Source organism: Bacillus infantis, assembly GCF_050107595.1.
Classification (GTDB): domain Bacteria; phylum Bacillota; class Bacilli; order Bacillales; family Cytobacillaceae; genus Bacillus_AB; species Bacillus_AB infantis_C.
The window spans coordinates 119,316-144,661 of the sequence record NZ_JBNILH010000006.1 but is presented as its reverse complement, the minus strand read 5'-3'; the positions used below and the strand labels follow the sequence as shown (position 1 = coordinate 144,661).

At 46.5% G+C, this 25,346-nt stretch carries 26 protein-coding genes; 14 read left to right on the top strand and 12 right to left on the bottom strand.

What is annotated here, in order from left to right:
* Window positions 1–13: 13 nt before the first annotated feature.
* The 3 genes from ACQCVH_RS14120 to ACQCVH_RS14110 all read right to left on the bottom strand — a co-directional run bounded on the left by ACQCVH_RS14120 (window position 14) and on the right by ACQCVH_RS14110 (window position 3,310).
* Entirely contained in the window at window positions 14–688 is a 675-nt protein-coding gene (locus ACQCVH_RS14120; protein WP_426836299.1) for an AlkZ-related protein, read from the bottom strand.
* On the bottom strand, window positions 685–1,644 hold the full coding sequence (locus ACQCVH_RS14115; protein WP_426836298.1) for a DUF2268 domain-containing putative Zn-dependent protease: 960 nt from the start codon (window positions 1,642–1,644) through the stop codon (window positions 685–687). The genes ACQCVH_RS14120 and ACQCVH_RS14115 overlap by 4 nt, the downstream gene beginning before the upstream one ends.
* Before the next feature lie 229 nt (window positions 1,645–1,873).
* Entirely contained in the window at window positions 1,874–3,310 is a 1,437-nt protein-coding gene (locus tag ACQCVH_RS14110; RefSeq protein WP_426836297.1) for a carbon starvation CstA family protein, read from the bottom strand.
* Window positions 3,311–3,606: 296 nt separating this feature from the next.
* On the opposite strand from ACQCVH_RS14110, the gene ACQCVH_RS14105 reads away from it, so the two are divergent.
* The 3 genes from ACQCVH_RS14105 (at window position 3,607) to ACQCVH_RS14095 (ending at window position 5,905) form a co-directional block, all read left to right on the top strand.
* Window positions 3,607–4,167, top strand: a complete 561-nt coding sequence (locus tag ACQCVH_RS14105; RefSeq protein WP_426836296.1) for a hypothetical protein — start codon at window positions 3,607–3,609, stop codon at window positions 4,165–4,167.
* Between the two features lie 112 nt (window positions 4,168–4,279).
* Window positions 4,280–4,951, top strand: coding sequence for an HAD family hydrolase (locus ACQCVH_RS14100; RefSeq protein WP_426836295.1), 672 nt, complete (start codon window positions 4,280–4,282; stop codon window positions 4,949–4,951).
* Between the two features lie 81 nt (window positions 4,952–5,032).
* Window positions 5,033–5,905 carry a gluzincin family metallopeptidase gene (locus ACQCVH_RS14095; protein WP_426836294.1) on the top strand — a complete coding sequence of 291 codons (873 nt, stop codon included), beginning with the start codon at window positions 5,033–5,035 and terminating at the stop codon, window positions 5,903–5,905.
* 112 nt (window positions 5,906–6,017) lie between these two features.
* Here the strand turns inward: ACQCVH_RS14095 and ACQCVH_RS14090 are convergent, their stop codons facing one another.
* Window positions 6,018–6,413: a YndM family protein gene (locus tag ACQCVH_RS14090; RefSeq protein WP_426836293.1), complete on the bottom strand. Its 396-nt coding sequence runs from the start codon at window positions 6,411–6,413 to the stop codon at window positions 6,018–6,020.
* A gap of 205 nt (window positions 6,414–6,618) precedes the next feature.
* Here ACQCVH_RS14090 and ACQCVH_RS14085 point away from each other — a divergent pair, with 205 nt between their 5' ends.
* Together ACQCVH_RS14085 and ACQCVH_RS14080 are read left to right on the top strand one after the other, a co-directional pair.
* Complete coding sequence (locus ACQCVH_RS14085) at window positions 6,619–6,837, top strand: hypothetical protein (protein ID WP_009792375.1); 219 nt, start codon at window positions 6,619–6,621, stop codon at window positions 6,835–6,837.
* A gap of 57 nt (window positions 6,838–6,894) precedes the next feature.
* Window positions 6,895–7,626, top strand: coding sequence for a ZIP family metal transporter (locus ACQCVH_RS14080; RefSeq protein WP_426836292.1), 732 nt, complete (start codon window positions 6,895–6,897; stop codon window positions 7,624–7,626).
* Between the two features lie 81 nt (window positions 7,627–7,707).
* Here ACQCVH_RS14080 and ACQCVH_RS14075 read toward each other — a convergent pair whose 3' ends face one another.
* Window positions 7,708–8,427 (bottom strand): DUF3784 domain-containing protein, encoded by a 720-nt coding sequence (locus ACQCVH_RS14075; RefSeq protein WP_426836291.1) that lies wholly within the window; start codon window positions 8,425–8,427, stop codon window positions 7,708–7,710.
* A gap of 110 nt (window positions 8,428–8,537) precedes the next feature.
* The gene (locus ACQCVH_RS14070; protein WP_426836290.1) at window positions 8,538–10,214 is read right to left on the bottom strand and encodes a glycosyl hydrolase family 28-related protein; all 1,677 of its coding nucleotides are present in this window, start codon (window positions 10,212–10,214) and stop codon (window positions 8,538–8,540) included.
* Between the two features lie 240 nt (window positions 10,215–10,454).
* Here ACQCVH_RS14070 and ACQCVH_RS14065 point away from each other — a divergent pair, with 240 nt between their 5' ends.
* The 6 genes from ACQCVH_RS14065 to ACQCVH_RS14040 all read left to right on the top strand — a co-directional run bounded on the left by ACQCVH_RS14065 (window position 10,455) and on the right by ACQCVH_RS14040 (window position 16,590).
* On the top strand, window positions 10,455–11,321 hold the full coding sequence (locus ACQCVH_RS14065; RefSeq protein ID WP_426836289.1) for a DODA-type extradiol aromatic ring-opening family dioxygenase: 867 nt from the start codon (window positions 10,455–10,457) through the stop codon (window positions 11,319–11,321).
* Complete coding sequence (pepV, locus tag ACQCVH_RS14060; RefSeq protein ID WP_426836288.1) at window positions 11,314–12,723, top strand: dipeptidase PepV; 1,410 nt, start codon at window positions 11,314–11,316, stop codon at window positions 12,721–12,723. Before ACQCVH_RS14065 ends, pepV begins: the two co-directional genes overlap by 8 nt.
* A gap of 212 nt (window positions 12,724–12,935) precedes the next feature.
* A complete protein-coding gene (locus ACQCVH_RS14055; RefSeq protein WP_426836287.1) occupies window positions 12,936–14,375 on the top strand; it encodes a PstS family phosphate ABC transporter substrate-binding protein in 1,440 nt (479 codons plus the stop codon).
* A gap of 111 nt (window positions 14,376–14,486) precedes the next feature.
* Window positions 14,487–14,825, top strand: a complete 339-nt coding sequence (locus tag ACQCVH_RS14050) for a DUF6054 family protein (RefSeq protein ID WP_426836286.1) — start codon at window positions 14,487–14,489, stop codon at window positions 14,823–14,825.
* Window positions 14,826–14,922: 97 nt separating this feature from the next.
* Entirely contained in the window at window positions 14,923–15,633 is a 711-nt protein-coding gene (locus ACQCVH_RS14045; RefSeq protein ID WP_426836285.1) for a hypothetical protein, read from the top strand.
* A 237-nt stretch (window positions 15,634–15,870) separates the two neighbouring features.
* A complete protein-coding gene (locus ACQCVH_RS14040; RefSeq protein WP_426836284.1) occupies window positions 15,871–16,590 on the top strand; it encodes a YebC/PmpR family DNA-binding transcriptional regulator in 720 nt (239 codons plus the stop codon).
* 45 nt (window positions 16,591–16,635) lie between these two features.
* Here ACQCVH_RS14040 and ACQCVH_RS14035 read toward each other — a convergent pair whose 3' ends face one another.
* Window positions 16,636–17,091, bottom strand: a complete 456-nt coding sequence (locus tag ACQCVH_RS14035; protein WP_426836283.1) for a DinB family protein — start codon at window positions 17,089–17,091, stop codon at window positions 16,636–16,638.
* A gap of 172 nt (window positions 17,092–17,263) precedes the next feature.
* Between ACQCVH_RS14035 and ACQCVH_RS14030 the strand changes: the two genes are divergently transcribed.
* Window positions 17,264–17,656 (top strand): VOC family protein, encoded by a 393-nt coding sequence (locus ACQCVH_RS14030; protein WP_426836282.1) that lies wholly within the window; start codon window positions 17,264–17,266, stop codon window positions 17,654–17,656.
* Window positions 17,657–17,691: 35 nt separating this feature from the next.
* Here the strand turns inward: ACQCVH_RS14030 and ACQCVH_RS14025 are convergent, their stop codons facing one another.
* From ACQCVH_RS14025 to corA, 3 genes are all read right to left on the bottom strand, one after another.
* Window positions 17,692–18,564, bottom strand: coding sequence for a hypothetical protein (locus ACQCVH_RS14025; RefSeq protein ID WP_426836281.1), 873 nt, complete (start codon window positions 18,562–18,564; stop codon window positions 17,692–17,694).
* Between the two features lie 580 nt (window positions 18,565–19,144).
* Window positions 19,145–19,852, bottom strand: a complete 708-nt coding sequence (locus tag ACQCVH_RS14020) for a hypothetical protein (RefSeq protein WP_426836280.1) — start codon at window positions 19,850–19,852, stop codon at window positions 19,145–19,147.
* A 27-nt stretch (window positions 19,853–19,879) separates the two neighbouring features.
* Entirely contained in the window at window positions 19,880–20,830 is a 951-nt protein-coding gene (gene corA / locus ACQCVH_RS14015; protein WP_426836279.1) for a magnesium/cobalt transporter CorA, read from the bottom strand.
* Between the two features lie 208 nt (window positions 20,831–21,038).
* On the opposite strand from corA, the gene ACQCVH_RS14010 reads away from it, so the two are divergent.
* Window positions 21,039–21,308 carry an IDEAL domain-containing protein gene (locus ACQCVH_RS14010; protein WP_426836278.1) on the top strand — a complete coding sequence of 90 codons (270 nt, stop codon included), beginning with the start codon at window positions 21,039–21,041 and terminating at the stop codon, window positions 21,306–21,308.
* A gap of 168 nt (window positions 21,309–21,476) precedes the next feature.
* Window positions 21,477–23,711 carry a putative bifunctional diguanylate cyclase/phosphodiesterase gene (locus ACQCVH_RS14005; protein WP_426836277.1) on the top strand — a complete coding sequence of 745 codons (2,235 nt, stop codon included), beginning with the start codon at window positions 21,477–21,479 and terminating at the stop codon, window positions 23,709–23,711.
* Window positions 23,712–23,748: 37 nt separating this feature from the next.
* Here the strand turns inward: ACQCVH_RS14005 and ACQCVH_RS14000 are convergent, their stop codons facing one another.
* On the bottom strand, window positions 23,749–24,492 hold the full coding sequence (locus ACQCVH_RS14000; RefSeq protein WP_426836276.1) for a MerR family transcriptional regulator: 744 nt from the start codon (window positions 24,490–24,492) through the stop codon (window positions 23,749–23,751).
* 427 nt (window positions 24,493–24,919) lie between these two features.
* Window positions 24,920–25,291 carry a winged helix-turn-helix transcriptional regulator gene (locus ACQCVH_RS13995; protein ID WP_022543312.1) on the bottom strand — a complete coding sequence of 124 codons (372 nt, stop codon included), beginning with the start codon at window positions 25,289–25,291 and terminating at the stop codon, window positions 24,920–24,922.
* Between the last annotated feature and the right edge of the window lie 55 nt (window positions 25,292–25,346).

Here is a 25,346-nt window from a genome sequence, read left to right as displayed (position 1 = left end):
TTTTTTCCCCATTCTAGCTTAATATTTTTGAGATTTTCTTCATCCCTTCGTCATTGCAGATAAGGCAGAAATGCTGCAATAGTTTTTCTTTGGCTTCCTCTTTGCTGATAGAGAGGCGCTCAATCCCGTTTTTCTCCAGCCACCCTTCCATCGTTTCATAGGAGGTGCTGTTCCAGCCGTTTGTTTCCCCGGCTTCATTTTGTTTTTCCTTTATCCCGGATATGACAATATCCATGCTTCCCTGCAGTTCCTGCAGGCCTTGATCAAAAGCCTTTTTGTGCTCTTTGCCAAGCAGGTTAGCTTTTTTCCGCAAAAGGCGCGTGTCAATCCCTTCTTCTGCACTGATTAGACTGAACAGGGTCAGCGCTTCTTTTGAAAACTCCCCCTTATGATATCTTTCTTCAGTCACATCGTTTTTTCCCAGAACAGCGAGAAATAAGGGAACCAGGTCTTTTGAAATGAACACTGCCTTTTTACTGATGAATTTTCCGTAAGCGGCAATGCCTTCCCCCGCAAACCGGGTCCGCCATGTCCAAGGATCGGAATCACCTCCAGCATGCCAGCTTTCAGGCTCCGTAATAGTATTCAGCGCTGGGTATCCCGGGATTAGGGGAGCAAGCGGCAGCAGGCCGAGCTCTTTAATGATGGCAGCAGCTTCTGAATATGCTGCTGCTTTATAATCCTTCATGATTCAGCTTCCTCCTTTGGATAATATCTTTCCATGTACCTGCCTATTTTGAATATCTCATCAGGCGAAGCGGCCGTCCACTCTTCGACGGTGCTGCCTGTTTCTTCTATATAGGCTTTCACGATTTTGTATCCTTCGCTGTAGCCGTAATTGCTGGGAAGCGGGCCGCCGCCATGAAGCACTTCAAGTGATCTGTTTAAGTCAGTCTTGTTAAGGTCGTCTCTCACCTTGTTCCAGAAAACTGGAGCTGCCTTCGTATCGAGGGGGATATTGGTCATTCCAGGATATACTGTTTCTTCAAACATGACAGCTTTTCCTTCAAATACAAGGTTGTCCAAAACTGTATACTGATGAGAATTTGTAAAATGCTGCTCTGTCCATGCGCTGTGATGGTATTCATGGGCAATTGTGCTTTTGATCATGTTATCAGAGGAATTGTAATCACTATAATAAAAATTAATCCTGCCTGAGCCGGTGGTCACCATCGTTCCATGGAATGAGTTGTCTGTCGGAAAAACGCACACATTGATGTCTTTAGTGGAAGGGAGGATTTCAGAAGATTTTTCGAGTGCTTCTTTAATAAGGGAGTCCAAGTGCTCTTTGTTCATTGATTTTATTACTTTTTTAAGGGTGCCTGGAAATTTGTTCACCTGATAATCCTGGATTTCCTTTGCCATATGAGGGTAATCAAGGTCTGTAAAACATTCCTTTTCGATAGGCTTAAGAATTTTTTCTTCATAAAGTGCCTGCCGTTCCTTGCGGGGTGTCTGCTCAAGCTTTTCAAGATAATCTTCATAGAGGTACTGTGCATGGACTATGTTGAACTTCTGGTTTCCGCCATCGTTCTTGAAGGATGAGATAACCGGCTTAGGGGCTTCCTCTAACTCTTTTTCACATCCTGATAGAACTGCAGACATGAGTATGAGAGTAACCAGAGTAAGGAAGGGCTGTTTCATCACTGGTGCCTGCCTTTCTACTAAATTAGTATACAAATTATTATAGTTTAACTTGGAAAAAATTACATATAAAAACCTTAAAAATATTGAAGGCCAACTATGAGCACAAAACCTATAATTGTTGGACTCTATTCCCCCCAGGAAGGATATACCCTAGTGTCTGCAGTTCTCTTATAACGGTTGAAAAAATAAATAGGGTAAACAAAAAAAGGGCCGAAGCCCTTTTAGTTTATGCCGCTCGGAAATCCTTACTGTTCACCCGAAGCTGGCGATATTTGAAAATCTGGCTGATATACCAGGCGAGAACAACTGCCGCCAGCGAGAAACCGATGATCATGGAAAGCCTGTAATCCATCCCTAATCCTTCAGGTGCGTAGAAGATATAGGTGCAGACAACGCTTGTCATGAACAGGGCCGGCACCCCGCAGATCCAGTGAAAGCGGCTGTTTTTCAGAAGGTATACAGTGCCTGTCCACAGCATGACGGTAGCAACCACCTGATTGGTCCAGCCTACATATCTCCAGAGGAAGGTATAGTCAATGGTTGCCAGGAAAAGGGCCGGCACTGCTACCAGCACGGTCACTAGCAGGATCTTGATTTTGCTTTCCATATTAAAGAACTTGGCAAAGATTTCTGTCAGGATCATACGGGAAGAGCGCAGGGCCGTATCTCCTGTTGTGATTGGCAGAATGATGACGCCAAGGATGGCAAGAATTCCGCCGAGTGTCCCAAGAAGGGAGGTAGAGATTTCATTTACGACTCCGGATGGGCCTCCTGCTGCGAGCGCCTCACCAAGGCCGGCTGTTCCATTGAAAAAGGTCATGCCGGCTGCTGCCCAGATAAGGGCGATGACGCCTTCAGTAACCATCGCGCCATAAAAGATTTTGCGGCCGTCTGATTCTTTTTTCATCGTACAGGCGACAATCGGGCTTTGCGTACAGTGAAACCCTGAAATGGCCCCGCATGAAATAGTGACCATCAATAGCGGCCAGATCGGCAGATCCCCTGGATGAAGGTTCTCCAATGTCAGGTTGGGAATGCTTTTATCGGAAAAAAGCAATGAAATACCGATTGCTAATGCCATGAAAAGCAGGATGCCGCCGAGGAGCGGATAAATCTTCCCGATAACGCGGTTGATCGGCAGGATGGTTGCCAGCAGGAAATAGGCAAAAATAATCAGCAGCGAGACCGTAAAGCTGAGAGGTGTCAGCTGGGCGATCAGCTGGGCGGGGCCGGCGGTGAAGGCGGCTGCCACCAGCACCATCAATACAAGCGAAACGACGCTGATAATGGTTTTAACGGTTTGTCCGAGGTAACGGCCGACAAGGGAAGGGTACTGCTCCCCCTGATGGCGGAGGGACATCATGCCTGAAAAATAATCATGCACGCCTCCTGCAAAAATCGTCCCTATCACTATCCAAATAAATGCTACTGGTCCGTACAAAGCTCCAGCCACAGCGCCGTAGATGGGCCCGAGGCCTGCTATATTCAGAAGCTGGATCAGGTTTCCCTTCCACCAGCTCATCGGTACATAATCGAGATTGTCCCTTTTCGTGTATGCGGGTGTCGGAGTGCTGTCATTAATGATGAATACGCGTTCCACAAATTTAGAATAAAAAACGTAGCCGAGTACAAGCAGGACTAGTGCCCCAAAAAAAGTAGCCATTATTGTTCTCCTCCTGTTGATTGCTTTTGGAATATGAAACATTTTAACACTTTTATGCATAAAAACAACAGATTTTTCTGAAAAAATATAAGATTTGGTATATTGTCATCTGGCACTATCCTAGCGTCAGAGGCTGTCTAATCATAAAGAAAGCCCTTACTGTCCAGCTGACTTTTTTGAATTCCTGACATGTGAGAGACTGCTGCTTCACAGGAAATGGGGTAGATGCAGGTATGATATCAGGATAGTGCGGGACAATAATTGCTATTAAGACACAAGACGGCAGGAGCATTTATATGAGCCAGACAGCAGTCCATTATGCCATTTTATGGACCGTCCTGATTGCCACCGGTGCAGGCAGCCTGTATTTAATAAGATATAGCATTCTCCGCTATGGCATCATGTTTATATTGAGCAGTATATCTGCCGGTCTATTATGTGTATTGTTTTTCCGGATGGGCTTTTACCGCTATGCTCTGCCTATGAAAGAAGTCCTGCCGGCAGCAGCCGTAAGCTTCAGTTTCCTGGCGTTATTATTGATAAGATACAGACCTGAAAAAAACACTTTTCCTTTCTTTTTTATCAGCATCACTCTAGTATTTTCCGCTGAAGTTCTTTTAAAGGATTTGGTGGGCTTCATCGCCTTCCGCAATGGCTGGGATTATTGGGACTCTTATTCCCTTTATTGGATTTTCCTCCGCTTAATGGGATTTGTGGGCGAGTTTTTTATTCCGAGAGCTTACCGCGCGCCAATCAGGCCGGATACAAAGGGTTACTGGATCCTCTTTATTGCTGTGTTGATTTATGCCTGCTTTGGTGTATATATACTTAACAAAGGCTGGGCGGAGATATTATAGTCGTGAGAAAGCTGCTGACCAGGCAGCTTTATTTAATTTAACAAGGAAAATATATCCATTTAGGAGAAAGGGATGTAAAATGGGGGAAACGAAGTAATCGGGAGGAGCTGTAATGAAAGCAGTTTTCTTTGACCTGGATGGGACCCTGCTGGACCGGGAAGCTTCTATCAAAGAATTTTCAATTCAGCAGTATCAGAGATATTACAGTAAACTCAGCCATATCCCGCAAGCTGTGTTCACGAATAGATTCAAAGAACTGGATGCAAGGGGATATGTCTGGAAAGATAAAGTCTATCAGCAGATGGAAGCGGAATTTACTTTTCAAGGGATTGCGGCTGAAGATCTATTAAGGGATTATCTTGATCATTTCCACCAAAGCTGTGTACCGTTTCCTTATTTAACTGAATGTTTGTCTGCTCTGAGAGATATGCAGCTTAAGCTGGGGATTATTTCGAATGGCAGATGGGATTTCCAAATGGCGAGCATCCAGGCTCTTCAAATTGAGGAATATTTTGAAGTGATTCTGATTTCGGAGCGTGAAGGCATCAGCAAGCCGGATCCTCAAATTTTTCACAGAGCGATGGACAGGCTCTGCGTTTCTCCGCATGAGAGTGTGTTTGTCGGAGACCATCCGGTTAACGATGCAGAAGCGGCCAAAAGCTGTGGAATGGAGGCTGTTTGGAAAATAGATCCGCATTGGGATGAACCACCTGCAGATTATAAGGTGGATAGTTTAAAAGAGCTTCCATTGATAGTGAATAGAATTCTGAAAAAAAATACATAGGCAGGCAAGAGGTGTATGCTGGTGAATAAGAATGGCCATTACATGAAGAGGATAATTGCTTTTTGTTTAGGTGCTTGCTTTTTGGCCGCAGGCTGCTCTGACAAAGAAGCGGAAGGCTATGAGGAAGCCAGGCTGGAATCAAAAGGAAAAGCTGCTGAAGCACCAGCTTCTCCGCAAACCGGAACAGATATAGTCAAAACAAAGGATGGAATGACCTTCAAGATTATAGATAATGCAGGCATAACAGAAAAGAAGAAAGAACAATTTAAATTAGAGTTGTCTGATGCCTATAATAAGGTGAGAGATTCCATTCTTACAGATTATGAGCCGGCTAAAAGGATCACTATTTATCTGGAAGATGGATTTGATGCCTCCTGGGGGTTCAAGGATGAAGTCGTCTTATATGGAATCAGGAACAATCAGCATCCCCTGGTGCATGAGCTTACCCACAGTCTGCTCGGCTATGGCAGCGATTTTGGTTCAGACCGGGGCTATTTCACGCAGGAGGGCTATGCGGTCCATATGGAAAACCAATATGGAAAAACAGGATACCCTGCACACAAAGTGGTGAATTATTTAGCTTCCCAGGATAAAAGAGTCCCTTTGGAAAGGTTGATAAGTGAAGATACTGATGACCAGTTTTTCCGTCCGTCCTTCAAAGAAGAAGGCTATCTTGCCCTGCAGTGGATTTCTTACACAGAAGCAGGATCATTTGTCACCTATCTTATAGATGTATATGGTTTAGAGAGGTTTGAGAAAATCTATAACCAGAACAATCTGGAGAAAAAGCTGTATGAAGTATACGGCAAAAACAGCAGGGAGCTTGAGCAGGAGTGGCTGCAATATATTGAAGAGAAAGCAGGTGAGCTGTCGATGCCGGATAAAATGAATATACCAAACTTCTATTATGCCGAGGAATCCCTGTCGGCCATTGACAGCAAGTATTTCAAATAGGGCTGCCTAAGCATATAAGAATGTCCCGGGAGATAATCCCGGGACTCTTTTTAGGTTAATATCCTAATTTTAGGGCTTATTCGTATGAGGCTTTGTTTCACACAGCCTTTAATTAATAGGCATCTGTTCTATGCTTTTCACCGAATACATGGCTGTCCAGGTACTTATGGAAGAACCATTCTCCAGCTGCAATGACGACTGCGCTAATGATGGAAGCGGTGATGATGTCACTGTCATTGGCAACAAGGTTATTGCCCATAAACCAAATAACCAGGAATGCGAGCACCGCGTCTGAAATAGTGGCAATCAGGTTTCTTCTTCCCTGGTCTGAACGGTCTCCTGTTGTACGGAAGACTAACAGGTCGCCGGCAATATAAGCCAAAATGGTCAGAACCACACTAATGAGCAGGGAATCTGTGAAACTGATATCGAAAAAGCCGGTTAGAATGATGCCTAATACAACAGCAATCATAACAAATTTAATGATAAGTGCTTTAACATGTTCCATTGTTCATCCTCCTTCTGTGGTGTTGGTATATCCATTACTTAGCCTGGCCAGCCCGGGCATAAACCCAAATATTTTCCTGTGAGCAAGGGAATTAATACCAAAAATAATCATGCTTAAAAGGGTGGCAAGCGGGTAATGATTGGTAAAATCCTGAAAAAATTGCTTCATACTGATTCAATAAAATAGCTGTAATCCAGGGAAATATATGGCCAACATCCAACATGAAATGGAGCTGAGCAGCATGGACGGTAAAGGGACCGACCAGATCATCAAACTTCTGGAAGATGAGAAAAAGCTCTATGAAGATAAACAGATCAAGCTGGCTATCGAAAAGGGGAGCAAAGAAAAGGAAGCTTATGTAAAGGGAATTTCAGAAGGATTATCGATTGCTGCAGCCATCATTTCCGGTGCTGGTGAGAAATAATCGACCCGGGGGAAGTAAAGGAGCAGCGGACATTGGTGAGGAAAGGCAAGGGCTGAAATGGACAATTCTATCATTGGCATTATACTATCTGCAATGGCAACAGGATTGGGCGCTGTTCCAATCCTGTTTTTAGATAAAATTAACGGGAAATTGAAGTGCATCCTGCTGGGATTTGCTTCAGGGGTCATGATGGCAGCGACAGCTTTCAGCCTTATCCCAGAGGCACTTAAGGCCTCTAATTTACTGGTGCTCTCAATAGGGATGCTTGCCGGTACAATTGTACTGAACTATGTGAATTCAAAGGTTTCGGAGCTGGATGCCGGCGACATACGCTTTAATCCAGGCATCGACAGAAAAACGCTTATCATCGTCATTGCAATCATGCTTCATAATTTGCCGGAAGGCCTTTCGGTGGGGGTGAGCTACGGATCGGGCGAAGATAATCTCGGAACGATCATTGCTTTGGCTATCGGTCTGCAGAATGCCCCCGAGGGGTTCCTGGTCGCCATTTATTTACTCTCAGAAAATATCTCAAGAATTAAATCCCTCCTGATTGCCGCTCTTACGGGAGCGGTCGAAATTGTTACCGGGACGATCGGCTACTTTCTGGCATCAAAGGTGGATGGCCTTGTTCCATATGGCCTGAGCTTTGCGGCCGGGGCTATGCTTTTCGTGATCTTTAAAGAGCTGATCCCTGACAGCAATGAAAGGAAGGAAGAGAAAATTCCAACTTATGCTTTTGTACTCGGGCTCCTTGCTATGCTGTTCCTTGTCCAGGAGTTTGGATAAGGAAAGGAAAAGGCAATGGCCGCAGGTTCGGAGAAGAATCCGGAACCTGCGGCCATTGTTCTGAGAAAAAGCCGGCAGCATTTACTCGAAACTGTTTGCCAGCTGTTCATGCCATTTTAAAGTCTGTTCTTCGTTCTCCCCATTGATGAAGATATGTTTTCTTCCCATTTCAATATAAATATAGGGGGCTTCTTTGTGGATAAAGAGAAGGCTGCTTCCATAGCCTTTTACCGTAAATCGGCCTTTTGCAAGGGTTGACAGGCCAAAGCCGTTTTCCTTCCAGGTAACCTCCGGCATTTCCTCAAGCAGTTCTAGTTTCGTAATACTCTCAATTGGCCATTCATCCCCATACATGCCTGTTATTTCAAACGTATCTTCTGTGATTGCGAGATCCGGCTTTTGATAGCCGAGATAGGTAAGGCCGCTGATGAATCCAATCACGACGAAGGAGAGGATGCTGGTGAACCAATACATTCTTTTTCTTTTGCGGGGAATTTCAAACTTGGACAAATAGATGCTGCCGCCGAGGAGGAAAAGAAGCATAAAGCCAATTTGGACTTCCATTGCATATGTGAAGCCCGTAAAGGCAAGTGGAAGAAGGATAAGCATCCCTATTGCCGTCGCCAGCAGGAGGCCGCCCGTTTTCTGGGGCATTTTATTCTGAATGAGTTCCTCCTGTTCTGCTGCGGGACGTCCGGCAAAACCAGAAATGAGCCAGTAGTTCTTTTTATAGCGGATGGCCCATCCGAGAATAGAAAAAAGCACAATAACAAATACCTGTATACCTGCGAGGAACCACATAAAAACCACTCCTTTTTTGTTCGCTGTCTACTCTACGGATGGAGAGGGGCTTTGGATTCAGCTTTATGCGGTTCCTGCAAATAATAACCCTGAAAGATTTATTTGCTGCTTTATGCCATCCCGTGCTTTTTGCCTCCTACAGTTACAGGGGTTTTGTAGCCTTCTGCGTGCACATCTTCAATACTGGCATGTTCACTGTTATCAGCCAGACCGAACCTGCCGTTCTCTCCTTCTGCCCGTACCTCCGAAACGCTGACATGCCGGATGCCTTCGCCAATCTGGATTCCCTGCTTTGCAGACCCTTGGATGGAGGTTTTGCTGATCTCTACATGATCAGCCCGCTGAGCTCCGCCGAACACTTTAATATCCACTCCTGCTTGTTTAAAGCCCTGAATGGCCAGGCGGTTCAGAACGACATTCCTCGCTCTGTACTGGATGGCAATGATTGGGTTGCCGGCATAGTCATATTCAGGGTCGCCTATCAGCGTGAATTGGTTGATCACAACATTTTTATAAGCTGATACAACCAATCCCCTGGGTTCAGAGCCGGCATAAAGGTCTGTATGCACTGGATGTATGCTCACTATCTTTGTTGCCCTGATATTGCGGGCGGTCCGCGATTCCGGATCGCCGGCTTTATGGTGGCCGATGTGGCGGAAGTTAAAGGAGCGGTTATCATTGACTGAAAGGTGGCCGATGATCTGGACATCAGAGGCTGCTGAAGAGTTATGGTGTGCCTTGATCTCCACCCCGCCGAAGCATCGTGCTGATGAGTTATTGACGAGCCAGACGTTTCTTGAGCCATCATCGACTTCAATGCCGTTTGAATTAGAGAAGCCTTTTTTGTGGGTGCGGCCGCTTGGATCGCACATATGGCAGTTGGAGATCAGGATATTATCGCTGTGATGGGTGGTAATCCCGTCATCTCCAAATCCATAGCCGTTCAGCTTGTCCAGCCAGACATAGCGGCTGCCTCCGCGTGCGCGGTAGCCATCTCCTGAGTAGTTATAGAGAGTGGACGAAATATCGAAACAGTGAAGGCCGGGATTGATGGCTTCTACATTTTTCACCCATCCATACCTGATGTTTGCATACGTAAGACAGCTGGAGTGGTTTCCCCAGGTGCTTGTTTTAGTCTCATTGCCGAGCCTTTCGACGTTCCAGTCCAGGCTCAGGTTCTCGACAAGGATATGATGGTTTCCCTTCCAATGATTTGAATTGGTCACCAGCCTTGCCGCCTTAGGAGACTGGTCAAGGAGCTTAATGACTGTCAGGCCTTTCCCTTCTCCCTGCAGGATAGTCCATGAAGGGAGCTGAATGCCCGACACCAGATAGGTGCCGGCCGGAATGCTCACTTTAGCCTTGCCTCTGCCGATGGCGCGCCTGAAGGCTTCTGTATCATCGGTTATCCCATCTCCAGCTGCTCCGCATTCTTTAACGCAAACCTCTTTTTCTAAGGCCTGGAATAGCCGGGTATATTCCTGGTCAAGCTTCTTTTTCCAGAGAGGGGCGGCAATGCCGGATTCATCCACAATTGTACTATCGGTCTCTTCATTTTTCCGGTCTGCGGTCAGGACCAGGTTTTCTGCCGCTTTGATCAATTTCTTGAAAAACCCTTTGCCGTAATCAGGCGTTTTTCCGCTGTGGCCCGGGCCGGAAGGGGTTCTTCTCTCGTTAAACAGCCTGTCTGTGTCCTCGGTAAGCCTTTTAGTATCAAGTCCCTGGCTAAACTTATCTATCAGTTCTTTATTGCGGCAAGGATCATGCTGCTTATCCAAAAATAGCATTTACGGATCACCTCTATTTCTTTGAGCCTGCTGGGCCATTGTATTATTCCCGTCCGGACATGCTGCTAACCTTATTGCATCCAGAGGAAAGGAGGGAGGTGCAAAATAGGAAAAGAATAGACAGAAAATTGCAGCTGGGTTAGTTTTAATATAAGAATACATGTGAAAAGGAGATGAGTGCAAAGAAGCAGCAGGTGTCTTGCCTGAATATAGTTTCGCTTCAGAGTAACAGATGTCCTAATGAAAAATAGATCACACGAAGGGAAGAGACTGATGAACCCGTTTGTATTTGCCTGCATCACTCCGCATGGAGGAGAAATCATACCTGAACTGCAAGGTGAAAAGCCGGACCGCATGGAAAAGACAAGAAAGAGTATGGAGAGGCTCGGGGCTTTGATGGATGAAGCCCGTCCTGACAGCCTGATTGTTCTGACACCCCATGGCACACGCATCAATGGACAGTTCTCAGTGGCTGTATCTGAAAGGCTGGAGGGGGAAGCGGAGGAGAATGAAGCTTCTTTCCGAATGGAGAGAAAAACCGATCTGATGCTTGCTTCCTCTATCCTTGCGGAGGCCGAAGCGGGAGGGCTTCCTGCAGCCGGAATCAATTACGGAACAAGTGCCGGCCCGCTATCCTGCCTTCCCCTCGATTGGGGTGCAATCGTACCATTGCGATTTATGCCTGAGGTGCCGGTTGTGGTCATCACTCCTTCAAGGGAAATAACCTATGAACAGCATATCGCTTTCGGCAAGGCAATTAGAAAAGCAGCCGGGGAATCAGGGAGAAAAGCCGGCCTGATCGCCAGCTGTGACTGGTCTCATACTCATGACAGCGAAGGGCCATATGGCTATCATCCGGCTGCGGAGGAATTGGACCGCCGTACTGCAGAATTGATAGAGTCCGGGAGGCTGGAAGATCTTGCGCTGTTCGATCCGGAGCTTGTGGAGAATGCAAAGCCGGACGGGATCTGGCAGACACTTATCCTGGCAGGGGCCATCCCGCAGGAGGAACGGGACAGCAGGCTGCTCTCTTTCGAAGCGCCCACCTATTTTGGCCTGATTTGCGCCGCTTATTATCAGAACCGGGAGGCAATAGAAAATGATTGATTGGCAAAGGGAAGCAGAGGTACGGAAAAATGATCTGATGAAGGATTTGATTGGAATATTAAAAATTGCCAGCATCAAAGATTTATCCACGGCAACTGAAGAAAGGCCGATGGGGGATAAAATTGGCGAAGCACTTGAATATATGCTGAAGCTTTCTGAAGAAGCAGGTTTTACGGTGAAAAATGTGGATGGTATGGCCGGACATGCTGAGCTGGAAGGCGGCGGAGAGGGAACAATCGGCATTCTTTGCCATGTGGATGTCGTTCCGGCCCCCGGCGAATGGACAACACCGCCATTTGAGCCTGAGGTGAGGGACGGCAGGCTGTATGCGCGGGGAAGCATAGATGACAAAGGTCCGACACTTGCCGCTTTTTATGGATTGAGAATGATCCGGGAACTAGGGCTTGAGTTAAGGAAAAATGTCCGGATCATTTTCGGGACAGATGAGGAGAGCGGGATGAGCTGCATGCGCCATTATGCAGAAGCAGAGCTTATGCCGGAGGAAGGCTTTGCTCCTGATGCGGTTTTTCCGATTATTAATGCTGAAAAGGGGCAGATGAATGCCAAACTGGCAATTGGGACCGGCAGGAAAGAACAGGGGCAGGATAGGCTCTTGTCACTGCTGTCCTTCCAATCGGGCAGCCGCATTAATATGGTGCCTGAAAGTGCTTCTGCCAGTGTGGCCGGGCCTGATGCCGGACAGCTGGAAAAAGACTTTATCCTTTTCTGTGATGTAAACGGCGTCCGCGGAGATGTTGCCATAACTGATGATGTCGCTACTTTCAATCTGTATGGAACTGCAGCCCATGGGATGGAGCCTTTCAAAGGTGTGAATGCCGGGACCCTGCTTGCCGTTTTCCTGGCGGATTTGGATGTGCAGCAGACAGGAGCGGAATTCCTTTCCTTCTTAAAGCTTCTCCATGGAGATTTTTATGGCCACAGGCTTGGCATTTCATACAAAGATGATGTATCCGGTCCGCTGACAGTCAATCCGGGCATCATCTCCTTTGACCAGGCTGGTGAAAGCTTTGTACAGCTGAATATCCGCTGTCCGGTTTCCTCCGATTATGAAGACCTGAAAAACAGGCTGGCGGAAGCGGCTGAGTCACAGGGGTTTGACCTGGATGAATACAGAGAGTCACAGCCCCATTACGTGGCCCCGGGGCACCCTGTGATTGAAGCCCTTCAAAAGGCATATCAGGAAGAGACCGGGGAAGAGCCGGTTCTTTTGTCAACAGGCGGAGCCACCTACGCCAGGTTCATGAAAAAAGGGGTCGCTTTTGGCGCCTGCTTCCCTGGGAAAGAGATGACTGCCCACCAGAAAGACGAATACATTGAAGTGGATGATCTGGTGAAGGCGGCAGCCATCTATGCACGGGCTATTTATGAGCTTGCAAAATAAAAACAGGCTGTTTGATCATCTTTTATTCAGTTGGCGGCAGCCGGTCTGGCATAGGTGATCCCTCTCGATTTTAAAAGGTTAAACTAAATCGGTTTAAGCAAAGAAGCTCAGCATGAAGCTGAGTTTTTTTGCTGTTCATCTTTATTTGTTATTGTAAAAATTTAGTTAAAAGTGTAAAATTACACTAATTTTAAAATAAAGGAAGTGCTGGAATGCCTGGTAAATGGATTCTGTATTTTGGGATTGCCCCGTTCCTTCTATCTATGCTGTCTTTCCTTTTCCTGGGGGCCTGGCCGGACTATGCCTTTCTCCTGCAGATTATCGTTCTGGCGGCAGGCGGACTGCTGATTGGTACATTTAAAAGCAGGAAGCTAAACGAGAACGATTGGCTTCTTGCCTGTGGACCGCTCGTATATACAGCAGTCATCTGGGCGGTTTTTATGATACTGACAGGAGGGTTTTCCGGCCACGAATCCTGGCTGTTTTATGCTATCCTTCATATTCCCTTTGCCCCAATATTCATCATCTCCTCCCTCATGGGCGAAGGGCGGACCTTCTTATGGGCACCGCTTGCATTTGAGATGCCGTTCCTGATGCCTATTGCAGTTTCAATGATTAAGAGGAAGAATGCCATTCAGATGATTCCCAGAAAGAAGGCTATCATTCTATCTATAGTATTCGCGCTCTCAATAGGCAGCGGAGCTTTCATCCATTGGGAGCGGAGCAGAACCGTCCTCCCTTCTTATGGTTTCGACTATGCTGGCGGCTACTCAAGCACAGATTTGACACCCTATGATATAACCAATACGAACAACCGGCTTCCGAAACTAGAGGGAGGAGCTGATTTTTCCATTTCGGATGCTGATTCCATGCCTGTGCTGGATGGAGCAGAAGCGGCATTCCCTGTATATTCAGCCTTTGCGAATGCAGTTTATAAAAACGTCCGGGAAGCTTCTCTGGAAAAGGAAGTGGTGAGCTTCACTAACACCATCTACGCCTATGAGCGCCTCCTGTCGGGAGAGGCGGATATTTACTTCGGTGCTGAGCCCTCCGCTGAGCAGCGGAATATGGCAGAAGATGCAGGGAAGGAACTGGTGATGACCCCAATTGGAAAAGAGGCATTCGTATTCTTTGCCAACCCGGAAAATAGCATTAAAAGCCTTACTGTTGAACAGGTAAAAGACATTTATTCAGGAAAAATAAAAAACTGGTCGGAGGTTGGCGGAAGCAGCGGCAAAATCATTGCGTTTCAGCGGCCAAAAAATTCAGGAAGCCAGACGCTCCTGGAAAAAATCATGGGTGATACACCAATCATGGAACCGTTGAAGGAAGAGGTCCCTGAGGGCATGGGCGGCATTATTGAGCAGGTTGCGGATTACCGGAATTATGATAATTCTATCGGATTTTCCTTTCGCTTCTTCGCCACAGGAATGAATGGAAGCACAGACATCAGACTATTGGCGATAGATGGTGTGGATCCGAGCCCGGAAAATATTGCCTCTGGGGAATATCCATTCACCGCCTCCCTGTACGCCATTACACTTAAATCCAATCCCAAGGAAAACATCACTCCGTTCCTGGAATGGATGCAGGGTGAGCAAGGGCAGCAAATAGTTGAAGAAATCGGGTATATAAAGGAATTTGAAAGCTGATCCGGATTACTATAGTTGGGAAAACCAGGGGACCTGAACGGATCCTCTTTTCCAATGGCTGGAACCTTTTCCCTCTTCAGTTCGTAATACAGGCAGACAGGAGGGAACGCTATGAATCACTTATCAGAAATCAAGACTTCTATAACTCCTTTTGAATGCGCAATGAAGCTGCTGGAATCTGGTACATTGAACAGAGATAAAATTCATGAAGAGTACCATACGCCTGCGGAAGATGCCGAGCTTTGTGTCCTTGTGTTTGAGAAGTACTACTTCCGGACGGGAGGAAGAGCGGCACTGACGGTTATCATGGAAAACCTTAGAGGAGACAACAAAGTGAGATGCATTTCTGCGGGAAGTGCGGAAAGCCTGATCAGCTTTGATTGGGGAGCAGGGCAAAGCTTTGTCAACAAGGTGAGAGATATTCTGGCTCCTTATACATTGGGAAAATAATTCACACGGAACCTTCCGGTAAAAAAGTCACCCATATTAAGCCCCTTAATATGGTAAACTGCTCATTAGTACAAGAATAGATTAAGAGGTGTGTTTCGTGCCGAAAAAGAAAAAGCTGGTAATAGGGATAGGAATTCTTGCAGCACTGGCCATTATGCTGCTGATGGATGCTGTTAAAATCTCAAATGAGAAGCATCCTCCAAGTCCGGTGGTAATGGTTAACGGGGAGAAGGTAGATGCAGATCTCCGCGGATATACCTGGAATGGTGAGACGCAGGCAGTGAAAAGGGCGAATGCAGCTTCTATGACAGAAGTAAAACCACGCTCTGAAATTGCGGTAAAATTCGGGACAAGGAATGAGCCTGATTACTTTGTGATAGACACGATTTATGGAAATGACCGAAAAAAGCCGGTAACAGATGGATCGTATACTCTCTCCAACCAGCCTGGCCCCGTAACGGTGAGAATCAAGGCAAAATGGGAAGAAGAGGGACAGGCAGAATATACATTAAGCCTGAATGTTGAAGAGGAGACTGAATACCAGGAACTGCTGGCTGAAGAAGCAGGTGAATTTACGGTCCTGGCTATAAGAGAAAACGACCAGTCAGACCTGGGCGTTACTGAGGATGTTTATCAAGCTGGCGCCAAGCGTGTGAACTTTAGAAATCTGGATACAGTTCAGCGATTATATTCTGACCTGGAAGTCCGGCAGGCCCCCTATTTTATTGTTTTTAGCTTTGAAAAGCCGGTCCTGAGAACAACTGATCCAGGAAAAGCTGCTGACTACTTAAGGACCCATGCTGACTGAAAAACGCCTGGCTTAAAAAGGGACAGCCTGCTGCCCCTCCATTAGAAGTCTCTTTTCAGCATGGCTTGAAGGGCATCAATATAAAGCTGTCATATGATTTTTCACATATTCATTTAACTCGAAATAGCTGCCCTGTTTCATGTATAATAGTGGGTGAGACTTAATATTTTCTGCAGGCATGGAATCGTTTTTTCCATGCAGCCATAGATCAGATATAAGTGAAAGAGAGTGGAACAGATGGGCCGTAAATGGAATAATATCAAAGAAAAAAAGGCATCCAAGGATGCAAATACAAGCCGTGTGTACTCTAAATTCGCACTGGAAATATATGTAGCGGCAAAGCAGGGGGAGCCGGATCCGGAATCCAATCAGGCTCTTAAGTTTGTGCTCGAGCGCGCCAAAACCTATAATGTGCCAAGAGTCATCATCGACCGTGCGATTGATAAAGCGAAGGGCGGCGGAGAAGAGAGCTATGACAACCTCCGCTATGAAGGCTTTGGGCCGAGCGGTTCCATGGTCATCGTGGATGCACTCACCAATAATGTGAACAGAACCGCGTCCAATGTCCGCGCGGCATTCGGAAAAAATGGCGGGAACATGGGTGTCAGCGGCTCTGTAGCATATATGTTTGATGCAACGGCTGTTTTCGGACTGGAAGGCAAATCAGCTGATGAAGTGCTGGAAATCCTGATGGAAGCAGATGTCGATGCACGTGATATCCTTGAAGAAGAGGATACCGTCATCGTTTATGCCGAGCCAGATCAATTCCATGCCGTCCAGGAGGCTTTAAAGGCTGCCGGGGTAGAGGAATTTACAGTTGCAGAGCAGACGATGCTTGCCCAGAATGAACTTTCCTTATCTGAAGAGGATCTTGCCCAGTTTGAAAAGCTGGTCGATGCCCTTGAGGATCTGGAAGATGTCCAGCGAGTGTACCATAACGTTGATTTGGGTGAATAAATAAGAAAAGCAGGCTTTCCATGGTGGAGAGTCTGCTTTTCTTATTTATCTGCTCACAAAGAAAGGCAGCTTCTCGATGCCTGCAAGGCGGGCGTATGTAAACAGTTGTCCTTTATGATGAATTTCATGGTCTTTGGCATTTTCAAGGAGAACGATCCCGGGCATGGTCATGCCATAGAAATCGACTGTTTTCCCGAGCTGGTCCTGTGTCAGCTCTTCAAGTGCTGCTTTTGTTTTAGAAGTTTCCTCCTGGACTAGCGCTTTTAGCTGCTCCAATGTTTCAATGGCCGGATACTCAGGAGGCGGTGTGAATTCGCCGCTCTTTACTGTCTGCACGAACATCTCCATTGAACCGGTTATATGTACAGTCAGCTCAGAAACAGACATCCCCTGCTCCCATGCTTTGAAATTCTGCTGCCCTTCTTCAAATGTGCCGAGCAGTTCGATCAGCGCGTTCCTGTGGCCGAGCCAGCCCTGAATGAATCCATTCCATTTATCCATTAAGATCTTCCTCTCTTTTTATGAAAAATTCAGGCTGTGCCTCCACACCCTGCTGCCATCAGTATAATTCACTTTGCCGGAGCATTCAAAGGTGGTGCCTGCATAAAAGAGCGTCCACTCAAAGGGGGCCTTTGGTAGAATGAAATGTATAGATTAAAAAGGGGGTAGGAGTATGCCTGGACATATCCATCATATTGAAATCAACGTATCTGATTTGCAGAAGACCATTGGATTCTGGGGCTGGTTTTTAGAAGAGCTTGGCTATGAACCTTTTCAGGAATGGGAGAAGGGACGAAGCTGGAGGCTGGATGAGGCCTATATTGTATTTGTGCAGACAGAGGAAAAATATCTTCATATCCCTTATCACCGCTCGGGAACGGGCCTCAATCATATTGCCTTTCACGCCGATTCCCGCATCCAGGTCGACCGGATGGCACAACAGCTAAAGAAAAAGGGGGTCAGTCTTCTTTACGAGGACAGATACCCCTATGCCGGCGGAGAGGGCCATTATGCAGTATTTTTCGAGGACCCGGACCGGCTAAAGGTTGAGCTTGCCGCACCATAAAAATGGCCGGAACAATGGATTCCGGCCTGTTTGCTTTATTTTGTACTAACAGCCATTTCCAAAGCTTCAAGCGGCACTTTCTGTGTTTGAAGCTCGTAGATTCTTTCTCCATCTTCCCAGTAAATATCATTTTCGACCTCATTGCCGCCTTGCCTGTAATGAACCTTGATGCGGCCATCATCATGTGGTGCAGGGAGGTAATGGGATTCAAGATAATCAACCATCTGGCGGGCAATTGCCTGATCATCCATTTGATCTTCTGAGACTGACCTGATCTGGAGGATCCAATTGCCCTCTTTCCAGCTCAAGTATTTGTGGCCTGCAGCTCCCTCGGCCATGCCCTTAATGCCATGGCCAAGATCAATAGCCATTTCTGCCGGTATTTCTTCATCAACCGACATTGGCGGAAACAACTCCTGGTCAATGTCAGCTGCCGTTTTGTTATGTGCCTTAAAGACTGCGACAACAGGGGCGCTTCCATCAGGTGTTAATGAAGGGTCGTTGACAGGCACCATTTCATTCGTCTGATAGAAGGTGACCTGATAGGAATCTGTCTTATCCTCCTCGATTGAGGCTGAAAGATGGGTGCCTTCCTTCAGAGGAAATGAAGCGGGCAGGATAGCATTCTTCATCTTCAGCTGCTCTTTTACCTTCCCGATGACATCCTCTGCTGTCTGGGTGCTGCCAGACTGGCTGTTATCTTCTTCTGTGCTGTTTTCTGCTGTCCCATCGGCTTCGGCTTCATTTTCATCTGTACCGGTTTCTGAATTATGATCGTCAGGCACTGTAGTTTGTTCCTGCTGGGAATCTTCCGGAGCAGGAGAACCGGCATCATCCGTACCGGAACAGCCTGCTGCAGATATGGCAAAGGCCAGTGATACCGGTAGCAACAGTCTTTTTTTATGCATTGAAAATCCTCCTATTTAGAATTGATATTAGATGTTTTCCCTATCTTTGCTGGAGGAAACGGTGAGCTAATGCAGCGAGTGAAGGAAAGGAGAGTTGAAGGAAGAAAATAATATCCGGCTATATCCATACTATGCACTAACTGGATTGCGATGAAGCAAAGCTGAGAAGCAGGTGGATTCTGCTGGTGAAATGGACGAATATGGTGGGGAGATCCGTCCATGCATCTTGAGCAGTGCCTTCCTGAAATAAATAAAAGAGAGAACAGAAGAAGTCTCCCGTGCTCCCCTATTTTAGGAAAATAAAATAAATGCCTGCTTGATAAACAGTGGATAATAGGAATCTGCTTTTGACTGCAAACCTGCCCAAAAAGTTTAAAAAACCCTGCTAACTGGAGTGCAAGGCACGCAGACTCCTGCGGGATTGCAGCGGCAAAGCTGAGACCCCGCAGGAGCGGCAGCGACGAGGAGGCTCAGCGCCGCCCCGCGGAAAGCGAAGTGCCTGGAACGGAAATTAGCAGCCTCATCCAAAACGAAACCCTGTAGAGAGAAACTAATTTTACAACTGAAACAGCTGCCGTCCTTAATCCTCCTGCTTCTTAATCTTAGAAGGATTATTGATCTTATAACGCACATCCTTATTCAGCTTCCGGTCGACGATTTTAGCTTCGAAGGTGAGCTTGTTTCCTTCGGTCAGCTCTGCTTTTTTCAGTGTTTTGCTGTAGCTGCACCAGGCTTCGCCAACTTCGAGCGGGTTTTCTCCTGTAATCCGCACCTGCTCAAAGACGATGATTTCTTCATCCGTTTCATTAAAATGATTATATTTTGTAGTGAATTCCTTAATTGCTGCCTCAAAAGGCACCTTATCTGACGGAAGGTCAAGGGCGGGAGCTTTTCTCTGTTTCTTCTCTGCCGGCTTTTTGTCCTCCGCCGCCTGTGCCGGAGCCTTCGCCGGCTCTCCTGCCTCTGGAAGCCCGGTATCTTGCGGAGAATCTCCCGTTTCAAGGGAACTGGCTTTGCCAAAGGAAGAACTCTGCATTTCTTTTAAGTAGGCAGGATGGACGCAGTGAAGCGCGTCATTGGAAAACGCCACTACAGCGGTTTCGTGGTTTCCTGTCTGCAAAAATCCTTTTATGGCGACAGTATAAGCGGCTGCCCCGCGTTTATAAGAGAAATCCTGCTTAGCGTTTTTGGCGGAGGCAGTAATCAATCCCCACTCCCTTAATTTAGCCGCATAGTCATTTTCATCTGCAAAGGTGAAAAAATCTCCGGGTGGTATCGTTTTGAACATGGATGATCATCCTCCAATCTTTATTTTCTACTTGAACCAGCCTTTTTTCTTGAACCAGGCAAACATGGCAAGCCCGATAGTGAGCATGACCAGCAGGGTGGCAAAATAGCCGCTATCCCATTTGAGCTCTGGCATATGCTCAAAATTCATTCCATATATCCCGGCGATGAAGGTGAGTGGCATGAAAATGGTCGTGATGACCGTCAGCACTTTCATGACTCTGTTTGTCTGGTGGGCATTCAATGATATGTAGCTGTCCCTGATATCGGTGGTGAGCTCCCGGTTCTCTTCAATCATCTCGGCAAGCTTCAGGAGATGGTCATGGATGTCGGAAAAATATTTGATTTTTTCCTGGAAGCCTGCGAGACGCTGGGAGTTCAGCATCCTGTAGATAAGATCCCTCATCGGGGCGACAGTGTGCCTCAGGGCCAAAAGATCGTGCCTGGCATCAAAGAGATCTTCCAGCAAAAGCTCCATCGGCCTGTCCTTTGAATTTTCGTCAATATCATTCAGCGTGTCCTCCAGCTGGTAGACGAGCGGAAAGTAGTTGTCCACAATTTTATCAAGAATATGGTATAGAACCAAGAGCGGCTCCCACTTATCAGGCGAATGGGACAGCCTGAGCCTTTCCCTGACTTCTTCTATTTCAGTGGAAGGCTGGTGATGGAAAGTAATCACATAATTTTGCCCGAGGAAGAAATTAACCTCTTCACGGTCGATCGTATCCGGATTGACGCTGTGTGTAACAAAAAATGCATAGTCTTCATAATAGTCCAGTTTTGGCCGCTGAAGCACATGGATGCAGTCCTCAATGGCCAGGGGGTGGAAGTTCAGCGGCTTTCTCAGCAGCTCGATTTCTGCATCGGAAGGGTTGCTGAAATCTGCCCAATACCAGAGAATATCCTCTTCCAGCAGCCTGGGGATATCCCAGTTGCTTTTAATTTCCTGATTCTTCGTTACCGCAATCGTTCTGATCATAATATCTCCTTTTAACAGTACATCATCTTTATAATATACGAAATAAAGGCTGAAATAAAATCTGAAAACAGGTTGATGATACGGGCTTTTTAAGTGAAATAAAGACATAAGACCGATTGACCCGTTATTTTTCAGGAAATTCGGGTAATAAATAAGTACTAACACAATTGAATGATATTATCCTATAAAAACAGGAGGCAGGAACGATATGAATTCCGAGTACAAACCGAACCAATTCAACCAGGATCAGTATTTATCATCCATCCATGACTTAGCGGATAAAGACAGCTGGAAGACAAGAAAGATTCTGTCTCAGGAAACAACAGAATACACAGATGCAGTGAACGAAGTGATTGAAAAAGTGCAGGGCGAGTGGCTTGAAGCAAAACGATATGAAGAGATAGACAAAGCTTTGGATAATAAAGATGTAGAGCGTTTTCAGGCCCTTACATCAGAAAACTGGGAAGCGGTGTTATAAAACAGAATGAATAGAAGAAAGAATATATTTATATTTCCGAGATCGGGCCCCTCTTTTTCAATTTGGAAATGAGCCCGATTTTTTTTGTTGTTTATCCATTAATTATGGGATAATAGTAAAAATAACGGATTTTCCCTTTTGATAGCCTATACATAGGAGCTTGCCACAATGAGATTTTTCGCCAGGAATTATTCCATACTGGTATGGATTATTATATTATGTTTCATATTTTTAGTAGATGAAGCTATTAAAACAGCCCTTGCCTATTATTTTCCTCCACGGAACTTGTGGGTGTTCGAATTGATCCATACAGTGATCAGCGTAGGGCTCTTGATTGTATTGTTCTTCATTTTTATTCAAAAAGGCATCCGGAAAACGACAGCCGAGCTGAGAAAAAGCAATCAAAGGCTTAACAATATCTTTGATACCCTGGACGTCGCCATCTGGCATCATAATATGAAGAGCGGCAGGCTGATGATCACCTCCGGAATTGAAAAGCTGTATGGCTTTCCGCGGGAATCGTTTTATAATGATCATGATTTATGGAGAAAAGTCATCCATCCGAATGATGTATCAGTCCTGAAAGAACGGGAACAAAGAGTTGAACAGGGAGAACCGGTTGTAAGCATATACCGGATCATCCGCCCTGAAGGGGGAATCCGGTGGATACAGGACAGAGGAATTCCCGTCCTCGATAAAAAGGGCAGGCTGATTGAATTTTCGAGCGTCCTGTTTGATATAACCGACAGAAAAGAAAGTGAAGACCGGTACAGGGGCCTTGTCGAGCTGTCTCCTGATTTTATCGGGGTTATTTCCGGGAATGTCATTGTTTATATTAATGAAGCAGGATGCCGGCTGATCGGCGCCTCCAGTAAAGAACAGCTTCTTGGGAAGCCTATTATTAACTTTGTCAATAAAGAGGCGACCTTTGAAATTTATAATACACTGCTGGCAGCAGACAGCGATATGGCTGGGAAGAGGCGTTTTGAGGTGCAGGCGAAAAGGCTTGATGGCGTCCTTGTTGATGTGGAAGTTTCCTCCATGCCGATCCGGTACGGCGGCAGAGAAGCCGTCCAGGTCATTGGCCGGGATATTACTGAACGGAAAAAGTCTGAAAGGACCATGGAGTATATGGCCTTTTATGACACATTGACAGGCCTGCCGAACCGGAATGAAATCATGAGGCGGCTGCAGGATATTTTGAACAGCGGAAAAGAGAAAGCGGCGGTTTTATTCCTGGACTTGGACCGCTTTAAAATTATCAATGATACAAAAGGCCATTCTACTGGCGATCTGCTCCTAAAGAAGGCGGGGATCCGCCTGGAAGACACTGTAGGGAGCCTCGGGCTTGTAGCCAGGCAGGGCGGTGATGAGTTCATCATTCTTTTTGAAGAAAAGGAAAAGCACCAGATAGAAGGGGCAGCTAGGGCAATCATCGATCAGTTTAACAAGCCTTTCATCCTTGAAGGGGAAGAGTTTTTTATTACTCCCAGCATAGGCATCAGTCTTTATCCTGAGCATGGCACTGATCAGGAAACGCTGATCAAGCATGCGGATACAGCCATGTATTTGGCTAAGGAAAGAGGAAAGAATAATTTTCAATTTTACACATCTTCCCTTGAGGGGCTGGCCTCCCGGAAAATGGCCTTGGAGAATGGATTGCGCAAAGCGCTTGACCGCGGAGAGCTTCTGCTTCATTACCAGCCGCAGATAGATTTGAAGACGGGGAAGCTGAAAGGGACGGAGGCGCTCGTGCGCTGGCAGCGTCCGGATGGGGGGCTTGTTCCTCCCGGGGAATTCATACCGCTGGCAGAAGAGACCGGCCTGATCGTGCCGTTGGGAAAATGGATCCTGCGGACAGCATGCGAACAGCATAACCGCTGGAAAGAGGAGGGAGCCGGATCGGTGCCGATAGCAGTCAATATATCAGTCCGGCAGCTTGAAGATCCTGAATTCATCATGTTTGTAAAATCGGTACTGTCTTCCTGCGATATTGAGCCCGGCTGCCTGGAGCTGGAGATAACAGAAAGCATCATGCAGAATATCGAAAAGGCGACTGTAGCCCTGAATGAATTAAAAAAGATTGGCATCAGGCTTTCCATTGATGATTTCGGAAAAGGCTATTCTTCATTGAGCTATTTGAAGCACCTGCCGATCGACACCATTAAGATTGATAAGTCGTTCGTAGACGATATACTGGATCCTGCCCAAAACGGATCGCTTGTGAAGGCCATAATCGATATGGGGTTAAATTTGAATTTCAGTGTAGTCGCTGAAGGCATTGAACATAAAGAACAGGCAGAGTTCCTGCTGAAAAACAATTGCCCGGTTGGCCAGGGATACTACTTCAGCAGGCCTGTAACAGGGGAAGACTTTAAGGAGTTCATTAAAAGTTTACAATAAGGAAAACCCAAGCCGCAGAAGGGCTTGGGTTTTCTCTTTATTTATTTTTGTCTGCGTAGACCATCATGCTGTCGCGCATAAAGCTGGCGAGGCCATCACCGAATTGATCGATATTTCTGGTGAAACGTTCATCATCGACATACATTTGTCCGAGCCCCTTAAAGGCGTCCAAAGAATAGCTGCCTATTTTGTTCAGGAATACATACCATTCTTCAATGGCCTCCTGGGCTTCGTCCGAGTCAGGGGCCAAATGGCGCACTTCCGCGAGACGCCGGTAAATCCCGTTCATGGAATCTCCCAGTTTTTTCTGTTCTTCCTTTGTCATTTTGGCAATTTTACTATTGGAAGCATCCACAGCTTCGTTTCCCCAGCGTTCACGGGCTTCCTGCTCATATGGGTTGGAACTGAAGTCAAAGCCTTCAAATCTTTCTTTATTAGACATGTGTATCTCTCCTTTTGCATGCCTGATCGTTTTATCCAGAGATGCAATCATCTTATCCAGGCGGCTGCGCTTTTCAAGCAGCATTTCCCGGTGCAGCTCGAAAGCCTTCTGCTGGTCAAACGAAGGGCTGCAGATAATTTCTTTAATTTTCTTCAAAGGGAAGCCGAGCTCTTTGAAAAAGAGGATCTGCTGCAGCGTTTGCAGATTTTCATCGGAGTACAGCCGGTAGCCTGCCTCTGAGAGCTCATCGGGGACGAGGAGTCCAATTTCATCATAATGATGCAGTGTGCGCACACTGATGCCAGCCAGCTCGGCGGCTTCTTTTACCTTCATGGCCATGTTTCCGGCCTCCCTTCAACAATTACTTTAAAGTATTACGCAGCGTGAGAGTCAACAATAAAATTAAAAAAATATATAAAGAGGCACAATAATAAAGAAGGCCCGCGGGGGTGCGGGCCAGGAGGGGGACGAGGTGTCTTTACCTGGGTTCCTTATATGAGCAAGCGCCCTCCGCTTTTCTATTTGTCCAGCTCCGGGCGCTAGCCCCTCGAGTCATAAGCCACTTCAGGATTGAAGGCAAAGAACGCCTTCTATCCTGAAGCGTCTTATGCTTGTCGGGGCTGTGCAAGCGCCCTCCGCATTTCATTGTCCAGCTCCAGCGGCTAGAGCCTCGAGTCATAAGCCACGCTAGAATTAAAGGCAAAGAACGCCTTTTATTCTAGCGCGTCTTATGCTTGTCGGCTCTGGGCAAGCCGCTTCCGCATTTCTACTTCAATTTATCGTTCAGTACGCTTTCTTCCAGAACGGAAAATTTATCGCCATAGACTTTGGTGATATGCCGTTCTCCCCAGGCGCATAGTGCGTCAAGAATGCTTTCCAGTGATTTGCCGTAGTCGCTGAGCTCGTATTCGACTTTGGGAGGAACCTGATTGTATACAATCCTGTTGATGACACCGTCCTCTTCAAGCTCGCGAAGCTGCTGGGTGAGCATTTTCTGTGTGATATTTGGCATGAGCCTCTTCAGCTCGCTCGTCCTTTTCTTCCCGTGGGTCAGGTGGCAGAGAATCACAGTCTTCCATTTGCCGCCGATTACTTCAAGGGTGGCTTCCACCGATATATTATATTTCTTTTTCTCCATCATGATCACTCCTGTTTCATAGGAACCAAAAAGTGCCTACAGAACTTTTCAGTTC

What these genes read in the sequence shown, in the direction of transcription:
- ACQCVH_RS14120 (WP_426836299.1), bottom strand. Translation starts at nt 688, where the DNA reads ATGAAGGATTATAAAGCAGCAGCATATTCAGAAGCTGCTGCCATCATT.
- ACQCVH_RS14115 (WP_426836298.1), bottom strand. Translation starts at nt 1,644, where the DNA reads ATGAAACAGCCCTTCCTTACTCTGGTTACTCTCATACTCATGTCTGCA.
- ACQCVH_RS14110 (WP_426836297.1), bottom strand. Translation starts at nt 3,310, where the DNA reads ATGGCTACTTTTTTTGGGGCACTAGTCCTGCTTGTACTCGGCTACGTT.
- ACQCVH_RS14105 (WP_426836296.1), top strand. Translation starts at nt 3,607, where the DNA reads ATGAGCCAGACAGCAGTCCATTATGCCATTTTATGGACCGTCCTGATT.
- ACQCVH_RS14100 (WP_426836295.1), top strand. Translation starts at nt 4,280, where the DNA reads ATGAAAGCAGTTTTCTTTGACCTGGATGGGACCCTGCTGGACCGGGAA.
- ACQCVH_RS14090 (WP_426836293.1), bottom strand. Translation starts at nt 6,413, where the DNA reads ATGGAACATGTTAAAGCACTTATCATTAAATTTGTTATGATTGCTGTT.
- ACQCVH_RS14085 (WP_009792375.1), top strand. Translation starts at nt 6,619, where the DNA reads ATGGCCAACATCCAACATGAAATGGAGCTGAGCAGCATGGACGGTAAA.
- ACQCVH_RS14080 (WP_426836292.1), top strand. Translation starts at nt 6,895, where the DNA reads ATGGACAATTCTATCATTGGCATTATACTATCTGCAATGGCAACAGGA.
- ACQCVH_RS14075 (WP_426836291.1), bottom strand. Translation starts at nt 8,427, where the DNA reads ATGTGGTTCCTCGCAGGTATACAGGTATTTGTTATTGTGCTTTTTTCT.
- ACQCVH_RS14070 (WP_426836290.1), bottom strand. Translation starts at nt 10,214, where the DNA reads ATGCTATTTTTGGATAAGCAGCATGATCCTTGCCGCAATAAAGAACTG.
- ACQCVH_RS14065 (WP_426836289.1), top strand. Translation starts at nt 10,455, where the DNA reads ATGAAAAATAGATCACACGAAGGGAAGAGACTGATGAACCCGTTTGTA.
- pepV (WP_426836288.1), top strand. Translation starts at nt 11,314, where the DNA reads ATGATTGATTGGCAAAGGGAAGCAGAGGTACGGAAAAATGATCTGATG.
- ACQCVH_RS14055 (WP_426836287.1), top strand. Translation starts at nt 12,936, where the DNA reads ATGCCTGGTAAATGGATTCTGTATTTTGGGATTGCCCCGTTCCTTCTA.
- ACQCVH_RS14050 (WP_426836286.1), top strand. Translation starts at nt 14,487, where the DNA reads ATGAATCACTTATCAGAAATCAAGACTTCTATAACTCCTTTTGAATGC.
- ACQCVH_RS14040 (WP_426836284.1), top strand. Translation starts at nt 15,871, where the DNA reads ATGGGCCGTAAATGGAATAATATCAAAGAAAAAAAGGCATCCAAGGAT.
- ACQCVH_RS14035 (WP_426836283.1), bottom strand. Translation starts at nt 17,091, where the DNA reads ATGGATAAATGGAATGGATTCATTCAGGGCTGGCTCGGCCACAGGAAC.
- ACQCVH_RS14030 (WP_426836282.1), top strand. Translation starts at nt 17,264, where the DNA reads ATGCCTGGACATATCCATCATATTGAAATCAACGTATCTGATTTGCAG.
- ACQCVH_RS14025 (WP_426836281.1), bottom strand. Translation starts at nt 18,564, where the DNA reads ATGCATAAAAAAAGACTGTTGCTACCGGTATCACTGGCCTTTGCCATA.
- ACQCVH_RS14020 (WP_426836280.1), bottom strand. Translation starts at nt 19,852, where the DNA reads ATGTTCAAAACGATACCACCCGGAGATTTTTTCACCTTTGCAGATGAA.
- corA (WP_426836279.1), bottom strand. Translation starts at nt 20,830, where the DNA reads ATGATCAGAACGATTGCGGTAACGAAGAATCAGGAAATTAAAAGCAAC.
- ACQCVH_RS14010 (WP_426836278.1), top strand. Translation starts at nt 21,039, where the DNA reads ATGAATTCCGAGTACAAACCGAACCAATTCAACCAGGATCAGTATTTA.
- ACQCVH_RS14005 (WP_426836277.1), top strand. Translation starts at nt 21,477, where the DNA reads ATGAGATTTTTCGCCAGGAATTATTCCATACTGGTATGGATTATTATA.
- ACQCVH_RS14000 (WP_426836276.1), bottom strand. Translation starts at nt 24,492, where the DNA reads ATGGCCATGAAGGTAAAAGAAGCCGCCGAGCTGGCTGGCATCAGTGTG.
- ACQCVH_RS13995 (WP_022543312.1), bottom strand. Translation starts at nt 25,291, where the DNA reads ATGGAGAAAAAGAAATATAATATATCGGTGGAAGCCACCCTTGAAGTA.